19 protein-coding genes, 1 tRNA gene and 1 pseudogene are annotated in these 25,640 nt (G+C 63.1%); 15 read left to right on the forward strand and 6 right to left on the reverse strand.

Annotated elements, in window-relative coordinates; genetic code table 11:
* Positions 1-2: 2 nt before the first annotated feature.
* Positions 3-1,532 (forward strand): 3-hydroxyacyl-CoA dehydrogenase, encoded by a 1,530-nt coding sequence (locus tag JFV30_RS06515; protein ID WP_201122557.1) that lies wholly within the window; start codon positions 3-5, stop codon positions 1,530-1,532.
* A 26-nt stretch (positions 1,533-1,558) separates the two neighbouring features.
* A complete protein-coding gene (locus JFV30_RS06520; protein WP_201122560.1) occupies positions 1,559-2,791 on the forward strand; it encodes a CaiB/BaiF CoA transferase family protein in 1,233 nt (410 codons plus the stop codon).
* 42 nt (positions 2,792-2,833) lie between these two features.
* Here the strand turns inward: JFV30_RS06520 and JFV30_RS06525 are convergent, their stop codons facing one another.
* Complete coding sequence (locus JFV30_RS06525; protein WP_201122562.1) at positions 2,834-4,216, reverse strand: glycerophosphodiester phosphodiesterase family protein; 1,383 nt, start codon at positions 4,214-4,216, stop codon at positions 2,834-2,836.
* A 175-nt stretch (positions 4,217-4,391) separates the two neighbouring features.
* On the opposite strand from JFV30_RS06525, the gene JFV30_RS06530 reads away from it, so the two are divergent.
* Positions 4,392-4,467 (forward strand) — tRNA-Asn (locus JFV30_RS06530).
* Between the two features lie 65 nt (positions 4,468-4,532).
* On the opposite strand, the gene JFV30_RS06535 is transcribed toward JFV30_RS06530, so the two are convergent.
* Complete coding sequence (locus tag JFV30_RS06535) at positions 4,533-4,796, reverse strand: Ada metal-binding domain-containing protein (RefSeq protein ID WP_201122564.1); 264 nt, start codon at positions 4,794-4,796, stop codon at positions 4,533-4,535.
* 159 nt (positions 4,797-4,955) lie between these two features.
* Here JFV30_RS06535 and JFV30_RS06540 point away from each other — a divergent pair, with 159 nt between their 5' ends.
* On the forward strand, positions 4,956-7,001 hold the full coding sequence (locus JFV30_RS06540) for a prolyl oligopeptidase family serine peptidase (RefSeq protein ID WP_201122566.1): 2,046 nt from the start codon (positions 4,956-4,958) through the stop codon (positions 6,999-7,001).
* Here JFV30_RS06540 and JFV30_RS06545 read toward each other — a convergent pair.
* A complete protein-coding gene (locus tag JFV30_RS06545; protein WP_201122568.1) occupies positions 6,998-7,867 on the reverse strand; it encodes a LysR substrate-binding domain-containing protein in 870 nt (289 codons plus the stop codon). The two genes, JFV30_RS06540 and JFV30_RS06545, sit on opposite strands and share 4 nt — an antisense overlap.
* Positions 7,868-8,001: 134 nt before the next feature.
* On the opposite strand from JFV30_RS06545, the gene JFV30_RS06550 reads away from it, so the two are divergent.
* From JFV30_RS06550 to JFV30_RS06565, 4 genes are read left to right on the forward strand one after another with little or no spacing between them, the layout of a single operon-like run.
* The gene (locus JFV30_RS06550) at positions 8,002-9,054 is read left to right on the forward strand and encodes an agmatine deiminase family protein (protein ID WP_201122570.1); all 1,053 of its coding nucleotides are present in this window, start codon (positions 8,002-8,004) and stop codon (positions 9,052-9,054) included.
* A 4-nt stretch (positions 9,055-9,058) separates the two neighbouring features.
* A complete protein-coding gene (gene aguB / locus JFV30_RS06555) occupies positions 9,059-9,952 on the forward strand; it encodes an N-carbamoylputrescine amidase (RefSeq protein WP_201122572.1) in 894 nt (297 codons plus the stop codon).
* Position 9,953: 1 nt separating this feature from the next.
* Entirely contained in the window at positions 9,954-11,042 is a 1,089-nt protein-coding gene (locus JFV30_RS06560) for an extracellular solute-binding protein (RefSeq protein WP_201122574.1), read from the forward strand.
* A gap of 20 nt (positions 11,043-11,062) precedes the next feature.
* On the forward strand, positions 11,063-12,181 hold the full coding sequence (locus JFV30_RS06565; RefSeq protein WP_201122575.1) for an agmatine deiminase family protein: 1,119 nt from the start codon (positions 11,063-11,065) through the stop codon (positions 12,179-12,181).
* Here the strand turns inward: JFV30_RS06565 and mug are convergent.
* Positions 12,178-12,693 (reverse strand): G/U mismatch-specific DNA glycosylase, encoded by a 516-nt coding sequence (gene mug / locus JFV30_RS06570; protein WP_201122577.1) that lies wholly within the window; start codon positions 12,691-12,693, stop codon positions 12,178-12,180. The two genes, JFV30_RS06565 and mug, sit on opposite strands and share 4 nt — an antisense overlap.
* On the reverse strand, positions 12,690-13,313 hold the full coding sequence (locus JFV30_RS06575) for a TetR/AcrR family transcriptional regulator (protein WP_201122579.1): 624 nt from the start codon (positions 13,311-13,313) through the stop codon (positions 12,690-12,692). Before JFV30_RS06575 ends, mug begins: the two co-directional genes overlap by 4 nt.
* Before the next feature lie 104 nt (positions 13,314-13,417).
* Here JFV30_RS06575 and JFV30_RS06580 point away from each other — a divergent pair, with 104 nt between their 5' ends.
* The 4 genes and pseudogenes from JFV30_RS06580 (at position 13,418) to JFV30_RS06595 (ending at position 18,254) form a co-directional block, all read left to right on the forward strand.
* Complete coding sequence (locus JFV30_RS06580) at positions 13,418-14,449, forward strand: HlyD family secretion protein (protein WP_201122581.1); 1,032 nt, start codon at positions 13,418-13,420, stop codon at positions 14,447-14,449.
* Positions 14,446-15,899, forward strand: a pseudogene (locus JFV30_RS06585) (MFS transporter). Before JFV30_RS06580 ends, JFV30_RS06585 begins: the two are co-directional and overlap by 4 nt.
* A 51-nt stretch (positions 15,900-15,950) precedes the next feature.
* Positions 15,951-17,297 carry an efflux transporter outer membrane subunit gene (locus tag JFV30_RS06590; protein ID WP_242487028.1) on the forward strand — a complete coding sequence of 449 codons (1,347 nt, stop codon included), beginning with the start codon at positions 15,951-15,953 and terminating at the stop codon, positions 17,295-17,297.
* A gap of 12 nt (positions 17,298-17,309) precedes the next feature.
* Complete coding sequence (locus tag JFV30_RS06595) at positions 17,310-18,254, forward strand: aldo/keto reductase (RefSeq protein WP_201122585.1); 945 nt, start codon at positions 17,310-17,312, stop codon at positions 18,252-18,254.
* A gap of 869 nt (positions 18,255-19,123) precedes the next feature.
* On the opposite strand, the gene JFV30_RS06600 is transcribed toward JFV30_RS06595, so the two are convergent.
* On the reverse strand, positions 19,124-19,540 hold the full coding sequence (locus JFV30_RS06600; protein WP_275963772.1) for a MarR family winged helix-turn-helix transcriptional regulator: 417 nt from the start codon (positions 19,538-19,540) through the stop codon (positions 19,124-19,126).
* Between the two features lie 288 nt (positions 19,541-19,828).
* Here JFV30_RS06600 and JFV30_RS06605 point away from each other — a divergent pair, with 288 nt between their 5' ends.
* From JFV30_RS06605 to JFV30_RS06615, 3 genes are read left to right on the forward strand one after another with little or no spacing between them, the layout of a single operon-like run.
* Positions 19,829-23,017, forward strand: coding sequence for an efflux RND transporter permease subunit (locus JFV30_RS06605; RefSeq protein ID WP_201122587.1), 3,189 nt, complete (start codon positions 19,829-19,831; stop codon positions 23,015-23,017).
* 1 nt (position 23,018) lies between these two features.
* On the forward strand, positions 23,019-24,200 hold the full coding sequence (locus tag JFV30_RS06610) for an efflux RND transporter periplasmic adaptor subunit (RefSeq protein WP_169387568.1): 1,182 nt from the start codon (positions 23,019-23,021) through the stop codon (positions 24,198-24,200).
* Entirely contained in the window at positions 24,193-25,635 is a 1,443-nt protein-coding gene (locus JFV30_RS06615; RefSeq protein WP_201122588.1) for an efflux transporter outer membrane subunit, read from the forward strand. Before JFV30_RS06610 ends, JFV30_RS06615 begins: the two co-directional genes overlap by 8 nt.
* The last annotated feature ends 5 nt before the right edge of the window (positions 25,636-25,640 follow it).

A 25,640-nucleotide genomic window follows, 5' to 3' on the forward strand; every position in this document is an offset into this window, starting at 1 on the left:
CGATGACGGATTCAATCAAGATCATGGGCCTGGTAGGCACCGGCGTGATGGGCGCCGGGATTGCACAGATTGCCGCCCAGGCCGGTGTGTTGGTGCGCTTGTTCGACGCCCGCGACGGTGCGGCGCAGGCTGCCCGGGACAGCCTCGGCACCACGCTTTCCAGGCTGGCCGCCAAGGGCAAGATCACCCCGGCGGCGGTGGACGCCGCGCTGGAAAACCTGCAAGTGGCCGCCACCATCGGGGCGTTGCACGATTGCAACCTGGTGGTGGAAGCCATTGTCGAAAACCTCGACGCCAAGCGCGGCCTGTTGCAGCAACTCGAAGGTGTGGTCAGCGCGGAGTGCATCCTCGCTACCAACACCTCATCGCTGTCGGTCACGGCCATCGCCACCGGCTGCCAACACCCTGAACGGGTGGCCGGGCTGCACTTCTTTAACCCGGTGCCGTTGATGCGCGTCGTCGAGGTGATCGACGGCCTGGCCACCGCGCCGAAGGTCGGCGATGACCTGCTGGCCTTCGTCGCCCGCACCGGCCATCGCGGTGTGCGCGCCAAGGACACCCCGGGTTTTATCGTCAACCACGCCGGCCGTGCGTACGGCACCGAAGCCTTGAAGATGCTCGATGAAGGCGTTGCCGAGCGCGGCGATATCGACCGCATCCTGCGTGAAGGCGCAGGGTTTCGCATGGGCCCGCTGGAACTGCTGGACCTCACCGGGCTCGACGTGTCCCACCCGGTGATGGAGTCGATCTACAACCAGTTCTATCAAGACCCGCGCTACAAACCGTCGCCCCTGACCCGCCAGATGCTGGTGGGCGGGCGCTTCGGGCGCAAAAGCGGGCAGGGCTTCTACCGCTATGAAAATGGCCAGGTGGTCGACGGCCCGCAGCCGCAACCGGTGCCTTCTATCAAGCCATTCCCGCCGGTGTGGATCGCCACCGAAAACGCCGATGACTACGAGCGCCTCAGCGCCCTGGTGATCGAGTTGGGCGCGCACCTGGAAAGCGCGGCGCAGCCATCGCCAGAAGCGTTGTGCCTTTTGGCGCCTTACGGCCTCGACGCCACCTCGGCCAGCGAACGCTTCCACACCGACCCGGCGCGCACCCTGTGCATCGACCTGCTGACCGACCTGTCGCGCCATCGCACCCTGATGCAAACCCCGCTGACGTCCAGCGCCAGCCGCGACGCCGCCCACGCGCTGCTCGCCAATGACGGTGTAGGCGTGACGGTGATCAGCGACAGCGTCGGCTTCGTCGCTCAGCGCACCCTGGCGATGGTGGTCAACCTGGCCTGCGACATTGCCCAGCAACGCATCGCCAGCGTCGACGATATCGACCAGGCGGTGCAGCTCGGCCTGGGTTACCCACAAGGCCCACTGGCCTGGGGCGATGCCCTTGGGCCACGGCGCATCCTCACGATTTTGCAGCGCATGAGCGAACTCACCCACGACCCACGTTATCGCCCCAGCCCCTGGCTGCGGCGGCGTGCGGTGCTGGGGATTTCCCTGCGTCATGAAGAGCCGGCAGTCGGCTGATTTCGATTCATCACAGGACAAGAATAATGGGTGCATTGACAGGTTTGCGGGTGCTGGACTTAAGCCGGGTATTGGCCGGGCCCTGGTGTGGCCAGGTGTTGGCTGACCTGGGCGCGGAAGTGATCAAGATCGAACGGCCGCAAAGTGGTGACGATACCCGGGGTTGGGGCCCGCCGTGGATGAAGACCGACACTGGTGAATCGTCCGGGCAGGCGTCGTATTACCAGTCCACCAACCGCGGCAAACTCTCGGTGGCCATCGACCTCGCCACCAGCGAAGGCCAGGAACTGGTGCGGGCGCTGGCGGCCAGTTCCGACGTACTGATCGAAAACTACAAGGCCGGTTCCCTGGCCCGTTATGGCCTGGACTACGCGACCCTGGCCGAGATCAATCCTCGGCTGGTGTACTGCTCCATCACCGGTTTCGGCCAGACCGGCCCGCGTGCCGAAGAGCCCGGCTATGACTTCATCATCCAGGGCATCGGCGGCCTGATGAGCATCACCGGCGAGCGCGACGACCTGCCCGGCGGCGGCCCGCAAAAAGTCGGCGTGGCGTTCTCCGACCTGATGACCGGCCTGTATTCAACCGTCGCGATCCAGGCCGCTCTGCTCAGCCGCGAACGCACCGGCGTCGGCCAACACATCGACATGGCCCTGCTGGACGTGCAAGTGGCAACCCTGGCCAACCAGAGCATGAACTACCTGGCCTCGGGCAAGGTACCGCAGCGCTACGGCAACGCCCACGCCAACATCGTGCCGTACCAGGTGTTCCGCGCCGCAGACCGCGACTTCATCATTGCCTGCGGCAACGACAGCCAGTTTATTGCGCTGTGCCACAGCATTGGTTTGCCACACCTGCCGCAAGACCCGCGCTTTCGGCGCAATGCCGATCGGGTCGCGCATCGGGCAGAGATTGTCGAGCTGTTGTCGGCGCACTTCCTGGGGCGTACGGCGGACGAGTGGGTGGCGAGCATTCACGCGTCGAAAGTGCCGGTGGGCGCGATCAATAACATCGCTCAATCCCTGGAAGAACCGCAGGTGATTGCCCGTGGGTTGATGGTGAAAATCCCGCATCCCAAGAATCCGGAGTTCGAGATGGTCGGCAGCCCGATCAAGATGTCGGGCACGCCGGTGGAGTATGTAAGGCCGGCGCCGATGTTGGGACAGCACACCGATGAAGTGCTGGGTGAGCGGCTGGGGTTGTCGGCAGAACAGCTGGGGCAGCTCAAGGCGGGTGGGGTGATCGAGCAGTTGGATTGAACAATGGCGGCCGCGACGGCCGCCATCCACCGTGCTGACTATTTAGCGAGCGACTTCTTTAAGGTAGGTATTTCGGGCAGCAACGGCAGTCGGCGTGAAGTCCGTAAATACACCATCAACACCCGCCCGGAAAAAGGCCATGTATTCGGCCGCGGGGTCGCCCTTGTAGGCACCCGCCAGGTATTTGGCTTCGTTGCGGAAGGTGAAGATATGGACGAACAGCCCGGCCTTGTGCGCATCGCTGATCAGGCTGGTGGGCTTGAAGGTGTCGACCTCGGGCAATCCGGGGTTTGGCGCTGAAGTGGCGGTCAGCGACATCGCTTGTGGCTTCCACGGGCCGATGCCGTCGGCGTAGGTCTTGACCTCGGCCAACCCGGCCGGTGTCAGCAGCGCACCAAACGAGCGTGGGTCGCCCGCGACCGTCCAGCTATAAGGGCGGCCGCTGACGAAGGTGTTGGGTTTGTCGGTGATGAAAATGGTTTCGCCGGTCTTGAAGTTCACCCCGTTCCCATCCACCAGTTGAACAGCCCTGGCTTGCAGGCCGATAGAGCGTAGGTATTTCAGGCTGTTGGGGTCAAAGCTCTGCACAAACACCGGCGCGTCTTTGCGATTGAGGTTGTTGTCTTTCAGGGTCTTGAGAAACGCGGCTTCGAACGGATGACTGCCCGGCGCGCCGCACCCATTGGCAATGGCCTGGGCGTTGTTCCAGATCGGGTTCTTGCTTTCGGGGTAGGTCGTGATCACCCGGCCGGTGGCGGCGCTTTTGGCTTTGGCAATGTCGATCACTTCCTGGAAGCTCAGGATCGGCAACTTGCCATTGAGTTCGGTCGGGCGTTCGTCCCGGGCATCGTAGGTTGTGCCGCCGATCCATTGCTTGAGTTCGGCCAGGGTGAAATCGCTGATAGACCAGTCATTGGTATGGTCTTCGCCATCTACGATCAAGGACTTCAGCACGGATTTTGGATCGTTGGGGTTGGTCAAGTCGCTCAGGTACTGGGCCGGGCCATTTTCTGCGGTTGCGGGATACCGGACATTGACCAGCACACCTGGAACCGTGCGCTTGCGGCGTGCAACCTCATGGTTGGTCTTCGCGACGTCGCTGATGTTGGTGTTGTCGCTCAACCAGGGATTGTGTCGGGCCACCAGTACACAGTCCTTGGTCATGTGCAGGTCCAGCTCCAGCGAATCCGCCCCCGCATCGGCCGCATGTTCATACGAGGCCCGGGTTTCTTCCGGGTACAGCCCCGGCAGGCCGCGATGGCCGATCACCAGGGGCGGTGCACCGTCGAGGGTCTTGAACGAAGCAGAGGCGACCGGTGCACTCTTGGTCACACTGTCACACGCGCTCACCGTCAGGGCGCATCCGATAACGATAAAACGGGCGAGCAGGGTTTTTACCGCAGGCGGGCCTGAGCGAGTGTGCATATGTTGTCCTTCAAGAGGAGGGTAGGAGCGGGTTATCTGCGGATGTTGGCGTTGGCGTATGACAGCGTTGTGACAAGTGTGGAGATGATGATTTCCGGGCGCGGCGCAATCTGGGGTACACAAAATCTCACTGAACGCTTGACTTCTCCTTTTCAATCAGTAACATACGGCGAATTCCGCGATAGCTCAGTTGGTAGAGCAAATGACTGTTAATCATTGGGTCCCTGGTTCGAGTCCAGGTCGTGGAGCCAGATAGTAAAAAAGCCTGCAGCGATGCAGGCTTTTTTTTGCCTGGAATTTGACCCGACCACTCGATTCAGGCGTGTCCTCGAAACAGACGGTATTCGTCGGGCATACAGACTGCACAAGGACGATATCCAGCCGCGATAGCAGTGAATTCATCGAGAAAAAACACGCGATTTTTCACATAGCCGCCGCGCGCAATCGCTTGCAGTGCCGCACGGCAGTCGAGCTTTCCATAGAGCCTGCTACGACGGTGCCCGCCCAGCGTTCCCGGCTCGGGGCTTGGGAAAGGTTCTGCGTCTGCGCCCATCAGTATCCATGCGGTTTTTTCAGCCATCGCCTGTACTCCTGCCGTAACGGCCCGCGCTTGCGTCCCTATGTATCGCCTTTCATATTGGGTAGCACACCCGGTTTCTTGCTTTTTTTATCGCTCAAAGACAGTCAAAGTCGGGCACCCTACGCGTTATCCATCACTGATTTCCGACAGGAGTCGAACATGCCAACACTTCCCCAAACGTCCACCGACCCCTACCTATGGCTTGAAGACATCGACAGCACTCGTTCACTGGACTGGGTACAAGCCCAAAACCTCAAGACCGAAGACCGGCTCGCCCGCTCCGACAGCTTCAAGCAAATCAAGGCCGACGTGCTGGAGATGCTGGACTCGGACAGTAACATCCCCCAGGTCAACAAGGTCGGTGCTTATTACTACAACTTCTGGACGGACGCCGCTCACCCGCGCGGCCTGTGGCGTCGTACCACCCCGGCGGAGTACCGCAAGGCGCAACCTGCCTGGGAAACGCTGCTGGACCTGGATGCACTGAACGCCGCCGAAGGCGAAAACTGGGTGTGGCACGGTGCTGATTACTTGCGCCCGGATTACCAGCGCTGCCTACTGGAGTTGTCGCGTGGTGGGGCTGATGCGGGTGTCATCCGCGAGTTTGATCTGGCCAGCAAGACCTGGGTCGAAGACGGCTTCCAGTTGCCGGAGTCCAAGGGCGGCCTGGGCTGGATCGACCGTGACAACGTGTATGTCTTCACCGATTTTGGCGAAGGCTCGATGACCCGCTCCGGCTACCCGCGCATCGCCAAGCAGTGGCAGCGCGGAACGCCGCTGAGTGCCGCCCGTGTTGTCTACGAAGGCACGCTGGATGATATGTACATCGCGGCGATGCACGACGACACGCCCGGCTATGAGCGTGACTTCGTCAGCCGTACGCTGGCGTTCTACAACAACGAGCTGTACCTGCGGGGCAACGATGGCCAGTTGAGCAAAATCGACGCGCCGAACTCGGCTGAAAAGTCGGTGCATAAAGACTGGCTGCTGCTGGAGTTACGCGAGGACTGGGCGCTGGATGAAGTGTTTGTCTCGGGCTCCTTGCTGGCGATCAACGTTGATCGCTTTATGGCAGGCCAGCGGGATTTCGAGGTGTTGTTCACGCCCACGGACAGCACCTCGCTGACAGGGTTTACCTGGACCCTGAATCACCTGGTGCTGAACGTGCTCGATCACGTCAAGAGTCGCCTCAGCGTGCTCACGCCCGGCGCGAACGGATGGCAGCACAGCCCGTTCACGGGGGCGCCCGGCATGGGCACGGTGTATGCCCGCGCAGTGGACAGCGACGACAGTGATGCCGTCTGGCTGGTGACCACCGATTACCTGACGCCGACCACCCTGGCGCTGGCCGAGATCGGTCAGGCGCCCGAGGTGCTGAAAACCCTGCCGGCATTTTTCGACTCAAGCCAGCACGTGATCGAGCAGCAGTTCGCGGTCTCCAGGGATGGCACCCGTGTGCCGTATTTCATGGTGCGCGGCAAGGACTTGCAACTCGATGGCACGGCGCCGACCTTGCTCTATGGCTACGGCGGTTTCGAGGTCTCCCTGACGCCGAATTACTCCGGTGAAGTAGGCCGCGCCTGGCTCTCGAAAGGTGGCGTGTACGTGGTTGCCAACATTCGCGGTGGCGGTGAATACGGCCCGCGCTGGCACCAGGCGGCACTCAAGCAGAACCGTGGGCGGGCCTATGAAGATTTCGCGGCGGTGGCCCGGGACCTGATCGCTCGCGGGATCACTTCACCCCTCCACCTGGGCGCGGAGGGCGGCAGTAACGGCGGCCTGTTGACCGGCAATATGCTCACCCAATACCCGGAGCTGTTCGGTGCAATCGTGTCCCAGGTGCCTTTGCTCGATATGCAGCGCTACCACCACTTGCTGGCCGGGGCGTCGTGGATGGAGGAATACGGCAACCCGGACGAGCCCGAAGAGTGGGCCTACATCCAGACGTTTTCGCCGTACCACCTGTTTGACCCGGCGAAGACCTACCCACCGGTGTTTTTCCTGACCTCCACCCGCGACGACCGTGTGCACCCGGCCCACGCCCGCAAGCTGGCGGCGAAGATGATCGAGGCCGGCAAGGACGTGACGTATTACGAAAACATCGAGGGCGGGCACGGCGGGGCGGCGGACAACGCGCAGGCTGCGCACATGAGTGCGCTGGTCTACCGCTTCTTGTGGGAGAAGCTGAGCGTCAGCCGGGACTAATCGGCACCGGCGGTGACCAGGTTGCGCGTCAACCACTCACTGAAGCACCGTGCCAGCGGGTTGTTCTCGCTGTCGCGGTGGGTCAGCAAGGCCCAGTTGGGCCCGCGAATGGTTGCCTCTACCAGCGGTTGCAGCAACCCGTCTTCCAATGCCTGTCGGCTCAATAACTGGCTGACCAGCGCAATCCCCAACCCGGTACACGCCGCCTCCAGCAACAGCCCGGGGTCGGAGAAATTCAGCCCCTGATCCTTTTGCCCCACATCAATCCCGGCCTCCACCGCCCAATGGCTCCAATCCATCTCCCGTTCGCCGTGCAGGGTGGTGCGCTCCTCCCTGGGCAGTGCCAGCACGCGTGGGTTGCACGCGGGAAACAGGCGGTCGGCATGCAGCACCTTGAAGCTGCATTCGGCCTGGGAGCTGATGTCGTCGCGCACGGCCAGGTCGATGGTCTGGCTGGCCATGTCCGGGACTTCGTCGGTGCTGAAAATCCACAGGTCCACTTCCGGGTGCTGGCGGCGGAAATCCTCCAGGCGCGGCAGCAGCCAGTGGCGGGCGAAGGTCGGCGTGGTGTTGAGCACCAACTGGTTGGGCTTGCGGTACTGCCCCAGGCGACGAACGCCCACGGCCAATTGCTGCAATAGAGCCTGGGTGGTGCTGAGGAAGTCGTGCCCGGCATCCGTCAGGCTGACGCTGCGCCCACTGCGGAAAAACAGCGGTTGCTCCAGGTACGCCTCAAGGCTGCGAATTTGCTGGCTGATGGCCGATTGAGTGAGGTGCAGCTCCTCGGCGGCCTTGTGGAAACTGCCCAGCCGGGCGGCGGCTTCGAAGCCGCGAAGGGTGCCGAGCGGCGGCCAATGGTTAAGCATGCTGATAAGTTCCTCTAATCAGTTTTCCACAAAATCCATCGTTTGTTAGCCCGTTTTTACAGCCGTAGCATGCATGCCAAGACCTCACAGGCAGTTTTCATTGAACACAATGACTTAACTCAAAGGTATTTGTCATGCAGCAGAATGAAATTCAAAACGGTGGCGGGTGGATGCCGGCGGAGTGGGCCAGGCATGCCGCGACGTGGATGGTCTGGCCGCATAACCAGGCGCTGTGGGAGTCCGGCTGGGGCGTTACATTGGCGCTGGTGCAGGAGGACTTTGCCCGTGTCGCCAATGCGATTGCGCGGTTCGAACCGGTGAAAATGATCGTCGATCCTTCGGCTGTGGCCAGCGCCAGGGCGTTGTGCGGGCCAAACATCGCACTGATCGAACTGGCGGTGAATGACAGTTGGTGTCGCGATTCCGGCCCGAGTTTTGTGTGCCATCCGCAACACGGGCTCGCCGGTGTGAGCTGGCGTTTCAACGCGTGGGGCGGCAAGTCGGCCCATGACCTGGATGAAGGCCTGGCGCGCCGTGTGCTCAATCACCTGGGCGTGGAGTGCCTGGGCACACCGTTGAGCAACGAAGGCGGCGCCATTCATGTGGACGGCGAGGGCACGTTGATCACCACCGAATCGGTGTTGCTCAACCCCAATCGTAATCCGGGGGTGACCAAGGCCGAGATCGAGGAGGTTTTCACCCGCCTGCTGGGCGTGAAAAAAACCATCTGGCTGCCAGGTGACCCCGACCACGTGACCGGCGACATGACCGACGGCCATGTCGATGGCGTGTGCGCATTTGCCCGTCCGGGCGTGTTGCTGGTGGATGCCACCCATGACTCCCATTCGGTGTACACCGAGGTGGTGCGGGAAAATCGTCGGGCTCTGGCGTTGGCCACCGACGCCCGAGGCCGTCGCTTCGAGATGATCGAACTGTATGAAGCCACCGATGCGGTGGACACCGAGGCTGAAGTGTTTTGCGCCTCCTACACCAACTTCTACATCGCCAACCACGCGATCATCATGCCCGCCTATGGCATTGACGCCGACCAGGTCGCCGCCGATGTCCTGGCCCGTGCGTTCCCGGGGCGCGTGGTGGTGCCGGTGCGCATCAATCACCTGGCCCATGGCGGCGGCGGGGTGCATTGCATCACCCAACAGCAACCCGCCTGGCCGGTGAAGGGGTGATGCCATGTCAGTGCTGAAGATTGCTGTCACACAAATGCCCTGCACCTGGGACCTGTCCGCGAACCTCGATCTGGCCGAGCAATTGGTGCGTGACGCGGCCAGGCAGGGCGCCCAGGTGATCCTGCTGCAAGAGCTGTTTGCCACGCCGTACTTTTGCATCGAGCAGCATCACAAACACCTGGCGCTGGCGCAGGAATACCGACACAGCGCGGTGCTCAAACGCTTCGCTGCCCTGGCTCGGGAGTTGGGCGTGGTGCTGCCCCTCAGTTGGTTCGAAAAGGCCGGCAACGCCTGCTTCAACTCCCTGAGCGTGGCTGATGCGGACGGGCAACTGCTGGGGGTGTATCGCAAGACTCATATCCCCAACGCCATCGGCTATCAGGAGAAGGAATACTTCAGCCCCGGCGATACCGGCTTTCGGGTCTGGGACACGGCGTTCGGGCGCATCGGCCTGGGCATCTGCTGGGATCAGTGGTTCCCCGAAACCGCGCGCTGCCTGGCGCTGATGGGGGCTGAAGTGTTGCTGTTTCCCACGGCGATCGGCTCTGAACCCGGCTGCGCGACCCTGGACTCCCGGGACCATTGGCAGATGACCATGCGCGGACATGCCGCCGCCAACCTGGTGCCGGTGGTCGCTGCCAACCGTGTCGGCCGCGAAGTGGCGACCACCGACCCGGCCTTGCAGATGGACTTCTACGGCTCGTCCTTTATCTGCAATCACAAGGGCAAGTTGCTTGCCGAAGCGGACCGCGACAGCACCGGCGTGCTGCTGCACAGCCTCGACCTGGCGGCGATGCGCGAGGACCGCCTGACCTGGGGCATCTACCGTGACCGTCGCCCGGAAATGTATGGCGGGTTGTTGAGTCTGGATGGTCATCACACCCACCGAGGGCTTTGACATGAAGATTATCTGTACGCTGTTGCTTGGCTCCCTGGTGCTGGCGTCGTCCCTGCACGCCGAAGAAAAAACCCTGAAGCTCTACAACTGGGCCGATTACTTTGCCGAGGACACGCTGTCGCGGTTCACCGCCGAAACCGGGATCCAGGTGATCTACGATGTGATGGACGGCAGCGAAACCCTGGAGGCCAAGCTGATGGCCGGTGGCAGCGGTTATGACCTGATTTTCCCTGGCGACACCGTGGGCGAACGGCTGATGCGCGCAGGCAGCCTGCAGCCGCTGGATCAGTCCAGGCTCACCGCCCTGAGCGACATCGAGCCCGGGCTGCAGATGCTGCGCACGCACTACACCTACTCGAACAACGCCACGGTTCCTTACACCTGGGGCACCATCGGCCTGACCTACAACACCGAGCAGATCAAACAGCGCATGCCGGACGCGCCGGTCAACAGCCTCGACCTGTTGTTCAAGCCGGAGCTTGCCGCCAAGTTCGCCGACTGCGGGATTTCCCTGATCGACTCACCGGATGAAGTGCTGGCGGTGGCCCTCAATTACCTGGGGCGTGACCCGCGCAGCGCCAAGCCGGCAGACCTGGCCGCCGCCAGCGAGCTGTTGCTCAAGCTGCGACCCTACATCCGCAAGTTCCAGTCGCAGCCGGTGACCGACCTGGTGAACGGCAACCTGTGCCTGTCCCTCGGCTACAGCGGCGACATGACCCAGGCGCAACGGGCGGCGGACGCAGCCGGAAAAAAGGTCACGTTCGACTATCACATCCCCCGCGAGGGCACCACGGTGTGGATGGACACGATGGCAATCCCCGTCGATGCCCGGCATCCGGAGTACGCCTACGCGTTCATCAATTTCGTGATGCGCCCGCAGAACATGGCCGCCATCAGCAACTTCACCGGCTACCCCACCGCGAACGCCAAGGCGCGTCCCGAGGTGGATCCGGCGATGCGCAACAACCCGCAGATCTACCCGGATGAGGCCACGTTTGAACGGCTGATCCCGGGAAAAGACATCCCCCAGGCGGACATGCGTGCACGCATGCGCGTATGGACCAAATTCAAGACCGCTACCGTCCAATGATCCCACTTCCAGAGGTACCCATGGCAACACGTCGCGAATTCATCAAACAGGTATCGGTGGTCGCCACCCTGGGCGCTGCCGTGTCCGTCGGGCTGGGCTCGCGCTGGGCCCAGGCCGCCACCCAGGGCCACTGGTTCATGCCCGACGAAGGCGAAAAACATCAGCAGGCGTTCATTGCCTTTGGCGCGCAGGAGGCCATTCACGAGGACTTTACGCCCGACGTGCAAGCAGCCCTGGGCCGGATCGCCCGCGCCATCGCCCGTTACGAGCCGGTGACCGTGTTCTGTCGGGAAGCGGAGCGAGCGCTGGCTGAAGAAAAATGCGGCACCCGCAACACCACGTTTGTGGTCACCGAGCTGGATGACATCTGGATGCGCGACACCGGTGCCAATTTTGTCATCGATGGCCAGGGCGGGCTGGGCGCCGTGGATTTCAATTTCAACGGGTGGGGCAACAAACAGCAGCACGCCGAGGATGCGCAGGTGGCTGCCCTGGTCACCGAAGTCGCCGAGGCCCGGCCGATTCGCAGCGAACTGGTGGGCGAGGGCGGGGCTATCGAGGTGGATGGCCACGGCACCGGGATCATGACCGAGAGCAGCTGGATCAATGGCAACCGCAACCCCGGCTGGAGCAAGGCCGAGGTGGAAGCCGAGCTGAAGGCACGCCTGGGCCTGCGCAAGATCATCTGGCTGCCGGGCATCAAAGGCCAGGACATCACCGATGCCCACGTGGATTTTTATGCGCGTTTCGTCAAGCCGGGCGTGGTGATTGCCAACCTCGACACCGACCCCGAGTCCTATGATCACAAGGTCACGCTGGCGCACCTGGACATTCTCAAGCAGGCCACCGACGCAGACGGTCGGCCGCTGCAGGTGCACACCGTGTCGCCGCCGCTTAATCCGCGCAAGAGCCGTTTCAACCGGAACAATCCGGATTTTGCGCCGGGCTATATCAACTACTTTGTCATCAATGGGGCAGTGATTGCGCCCGAGTTCGGCGACAAGGTGGCCGACGCAAAAGCCTTTGAATTACTGTCCAGGCTCTACCCTGAGCGCGAGGTGGTGCAGCTCGATATCGATGCGATTGCGGCGGGTGGCGGCGGGATTCATTGTGTGACCAGTCACCAGCCGGCGGTTTAGGCGGGGGCGCGCAATGCCCGCTTCAGTTGACCGTATGCCTCGACCAACTGTGCCTGGGTAAAGCCCAGGTTCCTGCCGCTGGGGTTAGGCAAAACCCACACGCGGGAATGTCCGAGAGCATGCGGCTGCAACCCCCACGCAATGTCCCGCTGCCCGCTCAACGCGCTGTACGCCGCCTTCCCCAGAAACGCGACAAACCGTGGCGCATAACGGGTGATCTTGCTTTCAAAACGCGCTGCCGCCGCCTTGAATTCATCCGCCGACAACTGATCCGCCCGGGCCGTAGGCCGCTCCACCACCGTGGTCAGCCCGCACTGATAATGCAGGATCGTGCGGTCGTTTTCCGGCTGCACTTCATGGGGCGTAAACCCGGCCAGGTGCAGGGTGCGCCAGAACCGGTTGCTCCTGCCCATGAAGTGATGCCCGGTGGCGGCGGCCTTCAGTCCCGGGTTTATCCCGCAAAAAATCACGGCGAGATTTTCGGCCAGAATATCGTCCAGCCCTTCCTTCATCCGCAGATGACCTGCACGGCACTGCGCGCGAGTGCGATCAGCTCGGCGTGAGGTTTGCCCGCCCGAGCGCGAATCGACAGGCTGTGCACCAAAGAGGCGGCGAGCACGGCGACGGCTGCCGGGTCTGCACCGCCTTTCAATTCACCGGCCTCGATGGCCGTGCGCAAACGGGTTTCGAGATGGGCGTCGAGGGCGCCGAGGCGCTGCAACAGCACGGCGCGAATCTCGGCGTCCTCGACCGCTTCGGTGGTGGCGGTGCCGATGATAAAGCAGCCCCGTGGCTCGCCGTCCCCCGAAAAGTAGATCGACAACTGGCCTTCATACAGGCGCATCAGTGCGTCGGCCAAGCTCAGGCTCGGATCGTCCAGCGCCTCGTCGATGGCGGCTGACGCGAGGCCCCAATACTGCTCGAGCGCCTTGAGGTAGATCGCGTGTTTGTCGCCGAACGCCGCGTACAGGCTCGGCCGGTTCATCCCGGCGGCGGTGGCGATGCCGTCCAGTGAGGTGCCGGAATACCCCGTACTCCAGAACACCCCGAGGGCTTTTTGCAGCGCCGTTTCAGGGTCGTAGGCGCGCGGGCGGCCGCGGCCTTTTGCCTCTGTGATCTTTTTTTGTTCCATGACGTACAAAAATCCTTGAGTAGAGGTGGGTGGGTCGATATTCTTACATCATCGCACAAAATTAAAGCCTCAGAAATCCCGGGCTCAGTAAAGGTGATTCGATCATGAGCAAAGCGTTGGAAAACACGACCCGCACACCCTGGCGTTCACTGTTGATGGTGGGCTTTCCGGTACTCGTGGCCGCGGCGGGGTATGTGTACTACCTGAAGGATGCGCCGTACGTATCCACCGATAACGCCTATGCACGGGTGGCGAAGGCGTCGGTCAATGCGCGGGTGTCCGGGCAGGTGGTCGAGATCGCCGTGGAAGACAACCAGGCGGTGCACAAAGGGCAGGTGCTGTTGCGGATCAACCCCGAGCCGTTCCAGGTGGCGGTTGACCGTGCTCAGGCCCAATTGAGCGTGGCGCGCTTGCGCATTGAAGGCCTCAAGGCCAGCTACCGGCAACAGCAGGCGGAACTGCAAGCGGCCAGGGAGTCGGCGGGCTTCGACCAGAAGGAATTCGCCCGTAAAAAGGCCCTGGTGGCTACCGAGTTCGTGTCTCAGGCCGTGTTTGAACGAGCGGACACCGACTTGAAAGTCGCCCGGCAACGCGTCGCGTCCATCGAGCAGCAGCTCGCCAATACGGTAGTGGCCTTGAACGGCGATCCAGACATTGAAATCGACCGCCATCCCGCGATTCGCGAGGCCCAGGCGCAGCTCGATGAAGCGCAACTCTACCTTTCGTACGCGACGGTGTATGCGCCCGACGATGGCGTCGTCGCCAAGGTGGAGGACGTGCAGGTCGGTGACTACCTGAACAGCGGCGCGCCGGCCTTCGCCTTGCTGTCGCCCCGTCGCACCTGGGTTGAAGCCAACTTCCGCGAAACCCAGATGACCCATATGCGGGCCGGCCAGCAGGCAACCATCAGGCTCGACACGTACCCGGACCATCCCTTCAAGGCCCACATCACCAGCCTGAGCCCGGGCGCCGGCGCCGACTTCGCCTTGCTGCCGCCGGAGAACGCCACCGGCAACTGGGTCAAGGTGGTCCAGCGGGTGCCTGTGCGCCTGGAACTGGATGACGCCAGCGCCGACTTGCCGCTGTTCTCCGGCACCAGCGCCACCGTAACCGTTGATACCAGGACCGGCCCATGAACAGCGCACGCACCCTCAGGTTCACGGCGTTGCTGGTGACTTGGCTGCAGGCGGTCAACGTGTCGCTGCCGAACTCGGCCCTCAGGTTTATCCAGGGCAGTTTGTCGATGACGGACGATGAGGCGGGGTGGATCTTCACCTCGTACCTGGCCGCCAGCGCGATCACCTTGCCGGTGGCCCAGTGGCTCGCCGCGCGCTTCGGTGTGAAGGCGGTTTACCAGGCGGCGATAGCGATCTTCGCCGTCGGATTGCTGCTCGCGACCGGGGCAACCACCTCGCTGCAATTCGTCGGCGCCCGGATAATCCAGGGGCCGCCAGCGGCGTATTGGCACCGCTGTCGATGGCCATCGCCCTGGAGACATTGGCCGCGCAAAAGCGGCCAACATTCGGCCCGCTGTGGACGGCCATCGGGCTGCTGGGCATCGTCAGCGGCCCGGCGATTGGCGGCTGGATCAGCGAGCATTTCGGCTGGCGCTGGATGTTTTACGCCAGCCTGCCGCTGTTGGCCTACGCCGTATTGATCGTGGCGTTGTTGCAACCCGAGAAGAAAGCCAACAGCGCGCCGGCCTTTGATTTTGCAGGTTTCGCCAGCTTTACCCTCGGCGTGATCGGCCTGCAAATGCTCCTCGACCGGGGCCAGCGCCTGGAGTGGTTCGACTCGCCCGAAATCTGGCTGGAAGCGGCCGCCAGCGCCCTGGGGTTTTACCTGTTCGCCGCGCACCGATTCACGTCCAGTACGCACTTCATCAGCAAGGGGTTATTGCGCGACCGCAACTTCGTGCTGTCGACCATCATCTTCTTCGCGGTCGGTTTCGTGCTGCTGCCGACCATGGCGATGACCTCGCCGATGCTGGACGAACTGCTCGGCTTCCCGCCGGACACCACAGGCTTCCTCACCATCCCCCGTGGCGTGGGTCTGCTGGGTGCGTTCTGGCTGATGAACCGCGTGCCCGCGCACCTGGATGGCCGCCCGTTCGTGGTCGCCGGTATCGCCGTGGTGATCTACGCCAACCACTCGATGCTCGGTTATTCGCCGTTGATGGATGGCTGGCCGGTGGCGCTGGCCGGCGCGATCCAGGGGGCGGGCCTGGGCCTGCTGATGCCGGCACTTTCCCGGGTGGCGTTCAGCACCCTCGCACCCACATTGCGCCCCGAAGGCAGCGGGCTGTTCAACCTGTCCCGGGTCTACGGCAGCACCCTCGGCGTGGCGGTGGTGCAGTGGTTCTTCTTCAACAATACCCAGGCGATGCACGTGGCGCTGGCCAGCCATCTGACTGTGCAGGCGGTTCCGGCATCGACGTCCCTGGCCGGGTTCGGTGCGCTCAACGAAGCCATCACCGGCCAGGCCGCCTTCATCGCGGTGCTCGGCCAATTCAAGATTCTGCTGTGGGCGATGCTGGTGGTGAGCCCGCTGGTTCTGCTGCTGCGTAAACCTGTCACGACCCACTAGTTTTCCGGAGTGTGCCAAATGAAACCCCATGGGCTTGTTATCACGGCCGTTATGACCCTGTCCGCCTGTTCTGTCGGCCCGGACTATAAGGCGCCGTCCGTTACCGCTTCGCAGCACTATGACGTGCTGGCGGAACAGCGCGTTTCGTTCAACCAGAAGGTGAGCGTCGACTGGTGGTCGACCTTTCATTCCCACACGCTGGACAGCGTCATGCGCCGGGCGATTGCCGGCAACCTTGAGCTGACGGCGGCGGACGCCACGTTGCGCCAGGCGGCCGCGTCGGTGGCGGCGGCGGAAGGTGCGCTGTTCCCGCAGGTGGATTTCGCTGCGCAGGCGGGTCGCCAGCGCGTGCATAACGCCGCCCGGCCCGCGGTGACGAACTTCTACGGCGTCGGTCCGCAGGTCAGCTTCGACCTCGACGTATTCGGCGGTAACCAGCGCCGGGTCGAGCAACAGCAGGCGTTTGCCGATCTCCAGCAACACCGCTTCGAAGCGGCTTACCTCACGCTGACGGGTGACGTCGCCAGCCAGGCGTTGTTGATGGCCTCGGCCACTGCGCAGATGGAAGCGGTGCAGACCTTGCTCGCCACCGACGCAAAAAACCTCGAACTGGTGCGCGCCGCGCAACACAGCGGCGCGGCGACGCAGCTCGATATTTCCCTGGCCGAAACGCGGCTGGCGCAGGACCGCACGCTGTTGCCGCCACTGGCCCAGCAGCGCGATGCGGCGCGGCATGCGCTGTCGATCCTGGCCGGCAAGGGGCCGGCGGATTGGCGTGCGCCGGACTTCAACCTGGCTGAATTTGCCTCGGCCACCACGCTGCCCGTCAGCCTGCCGTCCGAACTGGCCCACGACCGCCCGGACGTGCAGCAAGCCGAAGCCGAACTGCACGCCGCCAGTGCGGCTGTCGGCGTAGCCACCGCCAATCTCTACCCCCATGTGGAACTGTCTGCCTCCCTGGCCCAGGCCGCGTCGGGCAACGGAGGTGCAGCACTCTGGGGGTTCGCCGCCGGGCTGGCGGGCCCGATCTTCGACGGCGGCACCCGCAAGGCCGAGCGTCAAGCGGCGGTGGAGGGCTACAACGCCGCGCTCGCCCACTATCAGCAGACCGTCATCCAGTCCTTCGGCCAGGTCGCAGACACCTTGCAGGCGATCAACCACGACGCCGAGGAGTACCAGGCGCAGACCGCTGCGCTACAGGCCGCCGACAACAGTTTGCGCCTGAACCAGCACGCCTATGGAGCAGGGGAGAACGGCTTGCTGCAAGTGCTGGAGGCACAACGCGCCTATGAGCAGGCCCTGCTCGGGCAGATCCGGGCGAGCACCACCCGACACCTCGACACCGTGCGCCTGTTCGTGGCGCTCGGCGGTCGCTCGGTCAACGATTTCAAACGCTAGTGGAGTAAAAAAATGAGCTATTACGATGCCCTTCGCGATACCCGTTTTCCTTTGCAGCATGGCGCGGGCGCGATGCCGGCGGTGGGGTTTGGCACGCTGTTCAGGGACCTGACGGCCACCACCCAGGCCGTCACGGAAGCGTTGGAGGCGGGCTTTCGGCATTTCGATTGCGCCGAGCGGTATGGCAACGAGGCGCAGGTGGGGGCGGCGCTTCACGACGCGATGGCGGCCGGTAAAGTCCGGCGCGAGGAACTGTTCATCACCACCAAGCTGTGGAACAACAACCATCGGCCCGAGCGGGTGGTGCCGGCGTTCGAAGCCAGTTGCCGCAGGCTTCGGGTGGATGTGATCGACTGCTACATGATCCATACGCCGTTTGCGTTTCTGCCGGGTGACGAGCTGCATCCACGGGACGCGTTTGGGCATGTGCTGTATGACTCGGGTGTGACGCTGATCGAGACGTGGCGGGTGCTTGAGCGGTTGGTGGATGAGGGGCGCTGCAAGTCCATCGGGTTATCGGACATCACCCTGGAAACGTTGCGGGAGCTGGTGGCGGTGGCGCGGATAAAACCGGCGGTGGTGCAGGTGGAGTCACACCCTTATCTGCCGGAGTGGGAGTTGCTGGAGTTCTGCAAACAGCACGGGATTGTGGTGCTGGCGTTTGCGCCGCTGGGGCATGGGATGAGGCCGCGGGTGCTGGATGAACCGGTGATTACCACGATTGCGCGGCGGGTGCAGAAGACGCCGGCTCAGGTTGCGCTGGCGTGGTCGGTGCAGCGTGGGGTGGCGTTTTTGACGTCCTCGGTGACGCCGGCGCGGATTCAGGAGGATGCGGATATTTCCACATTGCCTCAGGCGGCGATGCGTGAGATTGAGAAGGACATCACGACCCGGGTGCGTTTTAATCCGGTGATGGATACCGGGGTGTTGGGGTTTATTTCGCGGGAGAAGTTTTGAGTTCAATCGGGGGGAGGGGAGGGGGCATATCCGTTATTTAGGTAACGGCTACCTATGGTTTCGCTCTTACAGCGAGTCACTTTGCAAAAGCGGCAAAGTAACCAAAGCGCTCTGCCCCGCCTGTCGGCACCTCGCTAAGGCTCGGTGTTCCCTCACTCCGGCATTGCTCCGCGGGCCGCCGCGACGGGGCGTCCCTGCCCCGTCGCGGCTAAACCGGCGTCCTGCCGGTTTACCCGCTCCTCAATCCCTGCGTTCGGCCTCGGGCTTATTGGGGCAGTCAGAGCCAGATCAAGATCAAAAGCAAGAGCACAGCGGCCTACAGGCCGGCTTGAGTGGTAGAAGCCAGATCAAAAGCGAAAGCCAAATCTGAAACTGATGCAGCTCTGCTTTTCTGTGGGAGCTGGCTTGCCTGCGATGCAGACACCTCGGTCTTTCAGGTACACCGAGGCGATGCTATCGCAGGCAAGCCAGCTCCCACATTTGACTGTGCCCGCTCTGGCTTTTGATTTTGATTTTGCCTTTGCTTCACACCACTCAAGCCGGCCTGTAGGCCGCTGTGCTGTTGATCTGCTTTTGATCTTGATCTTAGGCGCCCCGTTAAACCACGCTGGCCGAACGCAGGTAGTACGGAGCGGGTAAACCGGCAGGACGCCGGTTTAGCCGCGACGGGGCAGGGACGCCCCGTCGCGGCGGCCCGCGCAGTAGTACCGGAGAGAGGGCACACCGAGCCTTAGCGAGGTGCCGAGTGGTGGGGCAAGAGCCTTTTGGTTACTTTTGGCTGGGCCGGCATTCCGGCTCTTTTCAAAAGTGACCCGCTGTAAGAGCGGAACCCATACCAGCCATAACCGAAGAAACGGATATGCCCCCAATCACCCACCCTTACCCAACAACGCCCGAGCAAACTCATCAGACGCAATAAAATCCATGGCCTTGCGCAACTCGCAAGCCGCCTCAGCACCAAACACCTCATCAAACCGCACCGCCATTTGCCGAGACACCACCCGCGCCTCCTCGTACTTGCGCTGCCCCGCGTCGGTCAACAGCACCCGCCGGCTGCGACGATCCAGCTCGTCCACCTGCAACACCACCAGCCCATCCCGCACCAGCGGCTTGAGCGTATGCCCCAGGGCCGAAAGGTCCATCACCAATGAGTGCGCCAGGTCGCGCATTTTGGGCGCGTCACCCTGGGCGATGTGGTTCATCAGCGAATACTGGGTAGCCTTCAGGCCAAACGGCACAAACGCTTCGTCATAGATCTGCGCCATGCGACGGGACGCGCGACGCACGGCTCCGTTGGAGCAGGTGCTGGGGCTATTCAGGGTGGGCGGTGCGCATTTCACAGGCGGGTCACTCGCTACAGGCCAAGGGTTAACCGAACGTTAATCCGGCAAGATGAATATTGACACATGTAGCAACAAATTAGTTGCGTATGCCTCTAAACGCTATATCGTGGCATATGCCTCTATTTTGACCGGATGTCAGTGCAGTTGGCCCGGATCACAGACGGGCGGGGCAGGAGGGAAGCGCTGTTTGGTACCTCCTTCAGTCATCAACTTCCTGTCTGGATCAGACCTATGCTCAACCTTGTGCGCATCGCATTGCGGCGCCCCTATACCTTCCTGGTATTGGCTATTTTCATTCTGATTGTGGGCCCGCTCGCGGCCTGGCGTACCCCGACCGACATCTTCCCCGAAATTCGCATCCCCGTGATTGCCGTGATCTGGCAGTACACCGGCTTGCCTCCGGACCAGATGGCCGGCCGTATCACGTCGCCGTTCGAACGGGTGCTGACCACCACGGTCAATGACATCCGCCATATCGAGGCGCAGTCGCTGAACGGCTTCGGCATCGTCAAGGTGTACTTCCAGCCGGGGGTCAATATCAGTACGGCCAACGCACAGGTGACCTCGGTGTCCCAGGCCATCCTGCGCCAACTGCCGCCCGGCACCACACCGCCGCTGGTGCTCAATTACAGCGCCTCGACGGTGCCGATCGTGCAACTGGCGTTGTCCGGCAAAGGGCTCACCGAGCAGCGGCTGGGCGATCTGGGCCTCAACACCGTGCGTCTGATGCTGACCACGGTGCCCGGTGCCGCGCTGCCGTACCCGTTCGGCGGCAAGACGCGCCAGGTGCAGATCGACCTCGATTCGGCGCGGATGCAGGCGCGGGGCCTCTCGGCGCAGGACGTGGCCAACGCCCTGGCCACCCAGAACCTGATCACCCCGGTGGGCACGCAAAAGATCGGCAGCTATGAGTTCAACCTGCAACTGAACAACTCGCCGACGGATTTCCACGACCTGGAAAACCTGCCGATCAAGACCGCCGACGGCACCACCGTATTGATTCGTGACGTGGCCACGGTGCGGGACGGCAACCCGCCGCAGACCAACATCGTGCACGTCAACGGCAACCGTTCCGTGCTGCTGCCGGTGCTCAAGACCGGTTCGGCCTCGACCCTCGGGGTGATCGCCGGCATCAAGGACAAACTGGCCGACAACAAGGGCGCCTTGCCGCCCAACCTGAATATCGACCTGATCGGCGACCAGTCGCTGTTCGTGCGTTCGGCCATCAGCGGTGTGGCCCGGGAAGGGGTGATTGCAGCGGCACTGACCAGCCTGATGATCCTGTTGTTCCTCGGCAGTTGGCGCTCGACGGTGATCATCGCCACGTCGATTCCGCTGGCGATTCTGTCGTCGATTGCCACGCTGTCGGCGCTCGGTGAAACCCTCAACATCATGACCCTCGGCGGCCTGGCACTGGCCGTGGGGATTCTGGTGGACGACGCCACGGTGACCATCGAAAACATCAACTGGCACCTGGAGCAGGGCAAGCCGGTGGAGACGGCGATCCTCGACGGTGCGTCGCAGATCGTCACGCCGGCGTTCGTCTCCTTGCTGTGTATCTGCATCGTGTTTGTGCCGATGTTTTTCCTGGAAGGCGTGGCGCGTTTCCTGTTTGTGCCGATGGCGGAAGCAGTGATCTTCGCGATGATCGCCTCGTTCATCCTCTCGCGAACCCTGGTGCCGACCCTCGCCAATTACCTGCTCAAACCGCATGAACACCATGCGGACGGTACGCCGGTGGTGGCGCCATCGAGCAACCCGCTGGTGAAGTTCCAGCGCGGGTTCGAGCGCCAGTTCGAGGCGTTTCGCGGGGTTTACCACGGTGCGCTGGAAAGTGCCTTGCATCACCGCCGTATCGTGGTGATTGCGATGCTGGCGTTTGTCGCCGTGTCGTTTGCGCTGGTGCCGTTCCTGGGCCGCAACTTTTTCCCCGAGGTGGATTCCGGGCAGATCCTGCTGCATGTGCGGGCGCCGATCGGCACGCGGGTAGAGAGCAATGCGCGGCTGGTCTCGCAGATCGAGGACACCCTCCACAAGGTGATCGAGCCGCAGGAACTGGCAGCCATCGTCGACAACATCGGCCTGGCCATCAGCGGGATCAACGTCGCCTACAACAACACCGGCACCGTTGGCTCCCAGGACAGCGACATCCAGATCAGCCTGAAAGAGGGCCATCGCCCCACCGCCGACTACATGCGCGAACTGCGTGAACGACTGCCTCGGGAATTCCCGAATGCGGTGTTCTCGTTCCCGGCCTCCGACATCGTCGGGCAGATCCTCAACTTCGGTTCTTCCGCGCCGGTGGATGTGCAAATCGCCGGGAATAACCTGCCGGCCAACTTCACCTATGCCAGCACCTTGCTGCGGGATATTCGCCGGGTGCCGGGCGTGGTGGATGCGCGTATCCAGCAGTCACGGCAACTGCCCACGTTCAAGATTGATGTGGACCGCACGCAAGCGCAGTTGGTGGGCCTGAACGAACGCGATGTGACCAACAGCCTGGTGGTCAATCTGGCAGGTTCCAGCCAGGTGGCGCCGACCTTCTGGCTCAACCCGGCCAACGGCGTGTCGTACCCGATTGTGATGCAAACCCCGCAGTACGGCCTCGACACCCTGGCGGCCCTGCATAACCTGCCGTTGAGCGGCAGCGCCGGTGCAGCGTCAGACCAGACCCTGGGCGGCCTGGCCTCCATCGAGCGTACTCACAGCAACTCGGTGGTGACCCAGTCGGATATCCAGCCGGTGGTGGAAGTATTGACCGCGATCCAGGGCCGCGACCTCGGCGCGGTGGCGGCGGACATCCAGAAGATCATCGCCGCCCACGCCAGCGAGGTGCCCACCGGTTCCAAGGTGCTGTTGCAGGGCCAGGTGCAAACCATGAACGCGGCCTTCAGCGGCCTGCTGTTTGGCCTGCTCGGCGCGGTGGTGCTGATCTACCTGCTGATCGTGGTCAACTTCCAGTCCTGGTCCGACCCGTTCGTGATCATCACCGCCTTGCCGGCGGCGCTCGCAGGCATTGTGTGGATGCTGTTTGTCACCCACACGCCGCTGTCGGTGCCGGCCTTGACCGGGGCGATCATGTGCATGGGCGTGGCCACCGCCAACGCCATCCTGGTGGTGAGCTTCTGCCGCGAACGCCTCGCGGTGCACGGTGATGCGGTGCAGGCGGCGCTGGAAGCCGGCTTTACCCGCCTGCGCCCGGTATTGATGACCGCGATTTCGATGATCATCGGCATGGCGCCGATGGCCCTGAGCCTGGGGGAGGGCGGCGAACAGAACGCCCCGCTGGGCCGTGCGGTCATCGGCGGGCTGGCCTTCGCCACCATTGCCACGTTGTTCCTGGTTCCGCTGATTTTCAGTCTTGTGCACGGGCGGCGTCAGCACGCCACGCTTGCGACCACCGCCACTCAAGGGGTTTGACATGTCCATTTCCGTTTCCAATCCGGGTTCACCCCGCCGTAAATCCCGTGGTCTGCTCTGGCTGGTGCTGGGGCTGGTGGTGCTGGTTGCCGTGGTGGTATTCGGCATCGGCGTACGCGCCAGCGAATCCCGCGACCTGAAAACCTGGACCGACACCCAGGCCTTGCCCAGCGTGATCCTGATCACCCCGAGCGTGCAGCCCCAGGGCCCGGTGCTGAACCTGCCGGGACGCCTCGAGGCGTACTCCCGGGCGTCGATCTTTGCCCGGGTCAATGGCTACCTCAAGACCTGGAACGTCGACATCGGCGACCACGTGAAGGCCGGGCAACTGCTGGCCGAAATCGACACGCCGGAGCTCGATCAGCAACTGCTGCAAGCCAAGGCCGTACTGGCTTCGGCACAGGCCGACGAGTCGCTGGCACAAACCACCGCCAAGCGCTGGCAGGCGATGCTTGCGTCGGACTCGGTGTCGCGCCAGGACGTGGATGAGCGCACCGGCGACCTGACCGCCAAGCAGGCCAAAGTGGTCGCGGCCAAGGCCAACGTCGACCAGTTGATTGCCACCAAGGGCTTCCAGCGCCTGACCGCGCCGTTCGCCGGCGTGGTCACTGCGCGCTCCACCGATGTGGGGGCGTTGATCAGTGCCGGTGGCGCCACCGGCAAAGAGCTGTTCGCGGTCTCTGACGTCAGCCGCCTGCGGGTGTATGTGCAGGTGCCCCAATCGTCAGCGCCGCAGATCCAGGTGGGCACCGTGGCGCGTCTGAGCGTGCCGGAATATCGCGGTGAAACCTTCACCGCCAAGGTGATCGCCACCGCCGATGCCGTGAATGCCGCGTCCGGCAGCACCCTGGTGCAACTGCTGGTGGACAACCCCGGCAGCCGCCTGTTGCCGGGCGCCTACACCAGCGTGCAATTCACCTTGCCGGTGCAGACCGACGTGCTGCGCCTGCCCGCCAGTGCTCTTGTGTTCGATGACAAGGGCATGCGCGTGGCGACCCTTGATGGGAACAATCACGTGCACTTCAAGACCGTGACCATTGCCCGGGACTTCGGCGACAGCGTGGAAATCGGCAGTGGCCTGGCTGCCACCGACCGGGTGATCGACACCCCGCCCGACGGCCTGGCCGACGACGATTCGGTGCAACTGGCCGCCAACACCCCAGAGGCCAAACCCCATGGCTAAGCGCACTTGCCTAGTATTGGCCGCCACCCTGGGCCTGGGCGCCTGCCACCTTGCGCCGCCGTTGGATGTGCCAGAGGTGCCCGTGGCCGCGCAGTTTCACACCCAGGGGCCGTGGACCGTCGGCACGCCGAACGACCAAGCGAGCCGCGACGGTTGGTGGCACATCTACAAGGACCCGCAACTGGATGGCATGGAGCAGCAGTTGCTGCAAAACAACCCGGACTTGAGTGCGGCGCTGGCTCACTATTCCCAGGCCCAGGCGTTCGTGGCCCAGGCGCAATCCGGGCTGTTTCCGAAGATATCGGGGTTCGGCAATGCCCAGCGCATTCGTCAGTCCGACACCCGGCCACTGCGCGCAACCACGCCGCCGAATGTCTACGATTCCGGGACCCTGGGCGTGGAGGTGGACTATGAAGTCGACCTGTGGGGCCGTGTGCGCGACACCGTGGCCGCCGGCACCAGCGATGCCCAGGCTGCCAAGGCCGACCTGGCTTCGGTGCGCTTGAGCTTGCAGGCGCAGTTGGCCGACAGCTACATCCGCCTGCGTGGCATCGACCGGCAAGACCAGTTGCTGCAGCAAACCAGCGACGCCTATGCCAAGGCCTTGAGCCTGACCGAAGGCCTGCACGGCGGTGGCATCGTTTCCGGCCTCGACGTGGCGCGGGCGCGTACCCAACTGTCGACAGTCAAATCCCAACTGAGCCAGAACCTGGTGCAGCGTGCGGTGCTCGAACATTCGATAGCGGCGATGCTGGGTGAATCCGCATCGACCTACACGATTGCCCCCAGCGTTGCGGATATCGCCTTGCCCAGCGTGCCCACCGGTGTACCGTCTACGCTGTTGCAGCGTCGGCCGGACATTGCCGCCGCTGAACGCCGGATCGCCTCGGCCAACGCACGCATAGGCGTGGCCAAAGCCGCCTGGTTCCCGGCGGTTACCCTGAGTGCCCAGGGCGGTTTCCAGAGCGACGAGTTCGCGCATTTGCTGAGCGCGCCCAACCTGTTCTGGGCCATTGGCCCGTCGCTGGTGGGGACAATCTTTGACGGCGGCGCGCGCCAGGCCGGGGTCGACAGTGCCAAGGCGGCCACCGATGAAGCCGCGGCCAAGTACCGTGGTGTAGTGTTGACCGCGTTCGAGCAGGTAGAGAACAACCTGTCGATCATTTCGGGGCTCGACACCGCCCTGGTAGACCAGCGGGACGCGGCGGCTGCGGCGCAGTACGCCGAGGACTTGTCACTGGCGCGGTATCGCCAGGGCGGCGCGGCGTACCTGGATGTGGTGACGGCGCAAGTGGCGTCGTTGCAGGCACAGCGAACGGTGCTGGATCTACAGACTCAACAGTTAAGTGCCAACGTAGGGCTGATCAAAGCATTGGGTGGCGGCTGGAACCTGGCCCAGTTGGCCGACACCTCGCAATTGAACCCCAAGGAGTAATAAGC

Source organism: Pseudomonas sp. TH32, from assembly GCF_016650855.1.
GTDB lineage: Bacteria > Pseudomonadota > Gammaproteobacteria > Pseudomonadales > Pseudomonadaceae > Aquipseudomonas.

Bases quoted from the DNA above. Each gene is read 5' to 3' on its own strand.
- JFV30_RS06605 (WP_201122587.1), top strand. From the start codon at position 19,829: ATGCTCAACCTTGTGCGCATCGCATTGCGGCGCCCCTATACCTTCCTG.
- JFV30_RS06535 (WP_201122564.1), bottom strand. From the start codon at position 4,796: ATGGCTGAAAAAACCGCATGGATACTGATGGGCGCAGACGCAGAACCT.
- JFV30_RS06550 (WP_201122570.1), top strand. From the start codon at position 8,002: ATGCAGCAGAATGAAATTCAAAACGGTGGCGGGTGGATGCCGGCGGAG.
- aguB (WP_201122572.1), top strand. From the start codon at position 9,059: ATGTCAGTGCTGAAGATTGCTGTCACACAAATGCCCTGCACCTGGGAC.
- JFV30_RS06560 (WP_201122574.1), top strand. From the start codon at position 9,954: ATGAAGATTATCTGTACGCTGTTGCTTGGCTCCCTGGTGCTGGCGTCG.
- JFV30_RS06580 (WP_201122581.1), top strand. From the start codon at position 13,418: ATGAGCAAAGCGTTGGAAAACACGACCCGCACACCCTGGCGTTCACTG.
- JFV30_RS06525 (WP_201122562.1), bottom strand. From the start codon at position 4,216: ATGCACACTCGCTCAGGCCCGCCTGCGGTAAAAACCCTGCTCGCCCGT.
- JFV30_RS06545 (WP_201122568.1), bottom strand. From the start codon at position 7,867: ATGCTTAACCATTGGCCGCCGCTCGGCACCCTTCGCGGCTTCGAAGCC.
- JFV30_RS06575 (WP_201122579.1), bottom strand. From the start codon at position 13,313: ATGGAACAAAAAAAGATCACAGAGGCAAAAGGCCGCGGCCGCCCGCGC.
- JFV30_RS06595 (WP_201122585.1), top strand. From the start codon at position 17,310: ATGAGCTATTACGATGCCCTTCGCGATACCCGTTTTCCTTTGCAGCAT.
- JFV30_RS06610 (WP_169387568.1), top strand. From the start codon at position 23,019: ATGTCCATTTCCGTTTCCAATCCGGGTTCACCCCGCCGTAAATCCCGT.
- JFV30_RS06540 (WP_201122566.1), top strand. From the start codon at position 4,956: ATGCCAACACTTCCCCAAACGTCCACCGACCCCTACCTATGGCTTGAA.
- JFV30_RS06520 (WP_201122560.1), top strand. From the start codon at position 1,559: ATGGGTGCATTGACAGGTTTGCGGGTGCTGGACTTAAGCCGGGTATTG.
- JFV30_RS06515 (WP_201122557.1), top strand. From the start codon at position 3: ATGACGGATTCAATCAAGATCATGGGCCTGGTAGGCACCGGCGTGATG.
- JFV30_RS06565 (WP_201122575.1), top strand. From the start codon at position 11,063: ATGGCAACACGTCGCGAATTCATCAAACAGGTATCGGTGGTCGCCACC.
- JFV30_RS06590 (WP_242487028.1), top strand. From the start codon at position 15,951: ATGACCCTGTCCGCCTGTTCTGTCGGCCCGGACTATAAGGCGCCGTCC.
- mug (WP_201122577.1), bottom strand. From the start codon at position 12,693: ATGAAGGAAGGGCTGGACGATATTCTGGCCGAAAATCTCGCCGTGATT.
- JFV30_RS06615 (WP_201122588.1), top strand. From the start codon at position 24,193: ATGGCTAAGCGCACTTGCCTAGTATTGGCCGCCACCCTGGGCCTGGGC.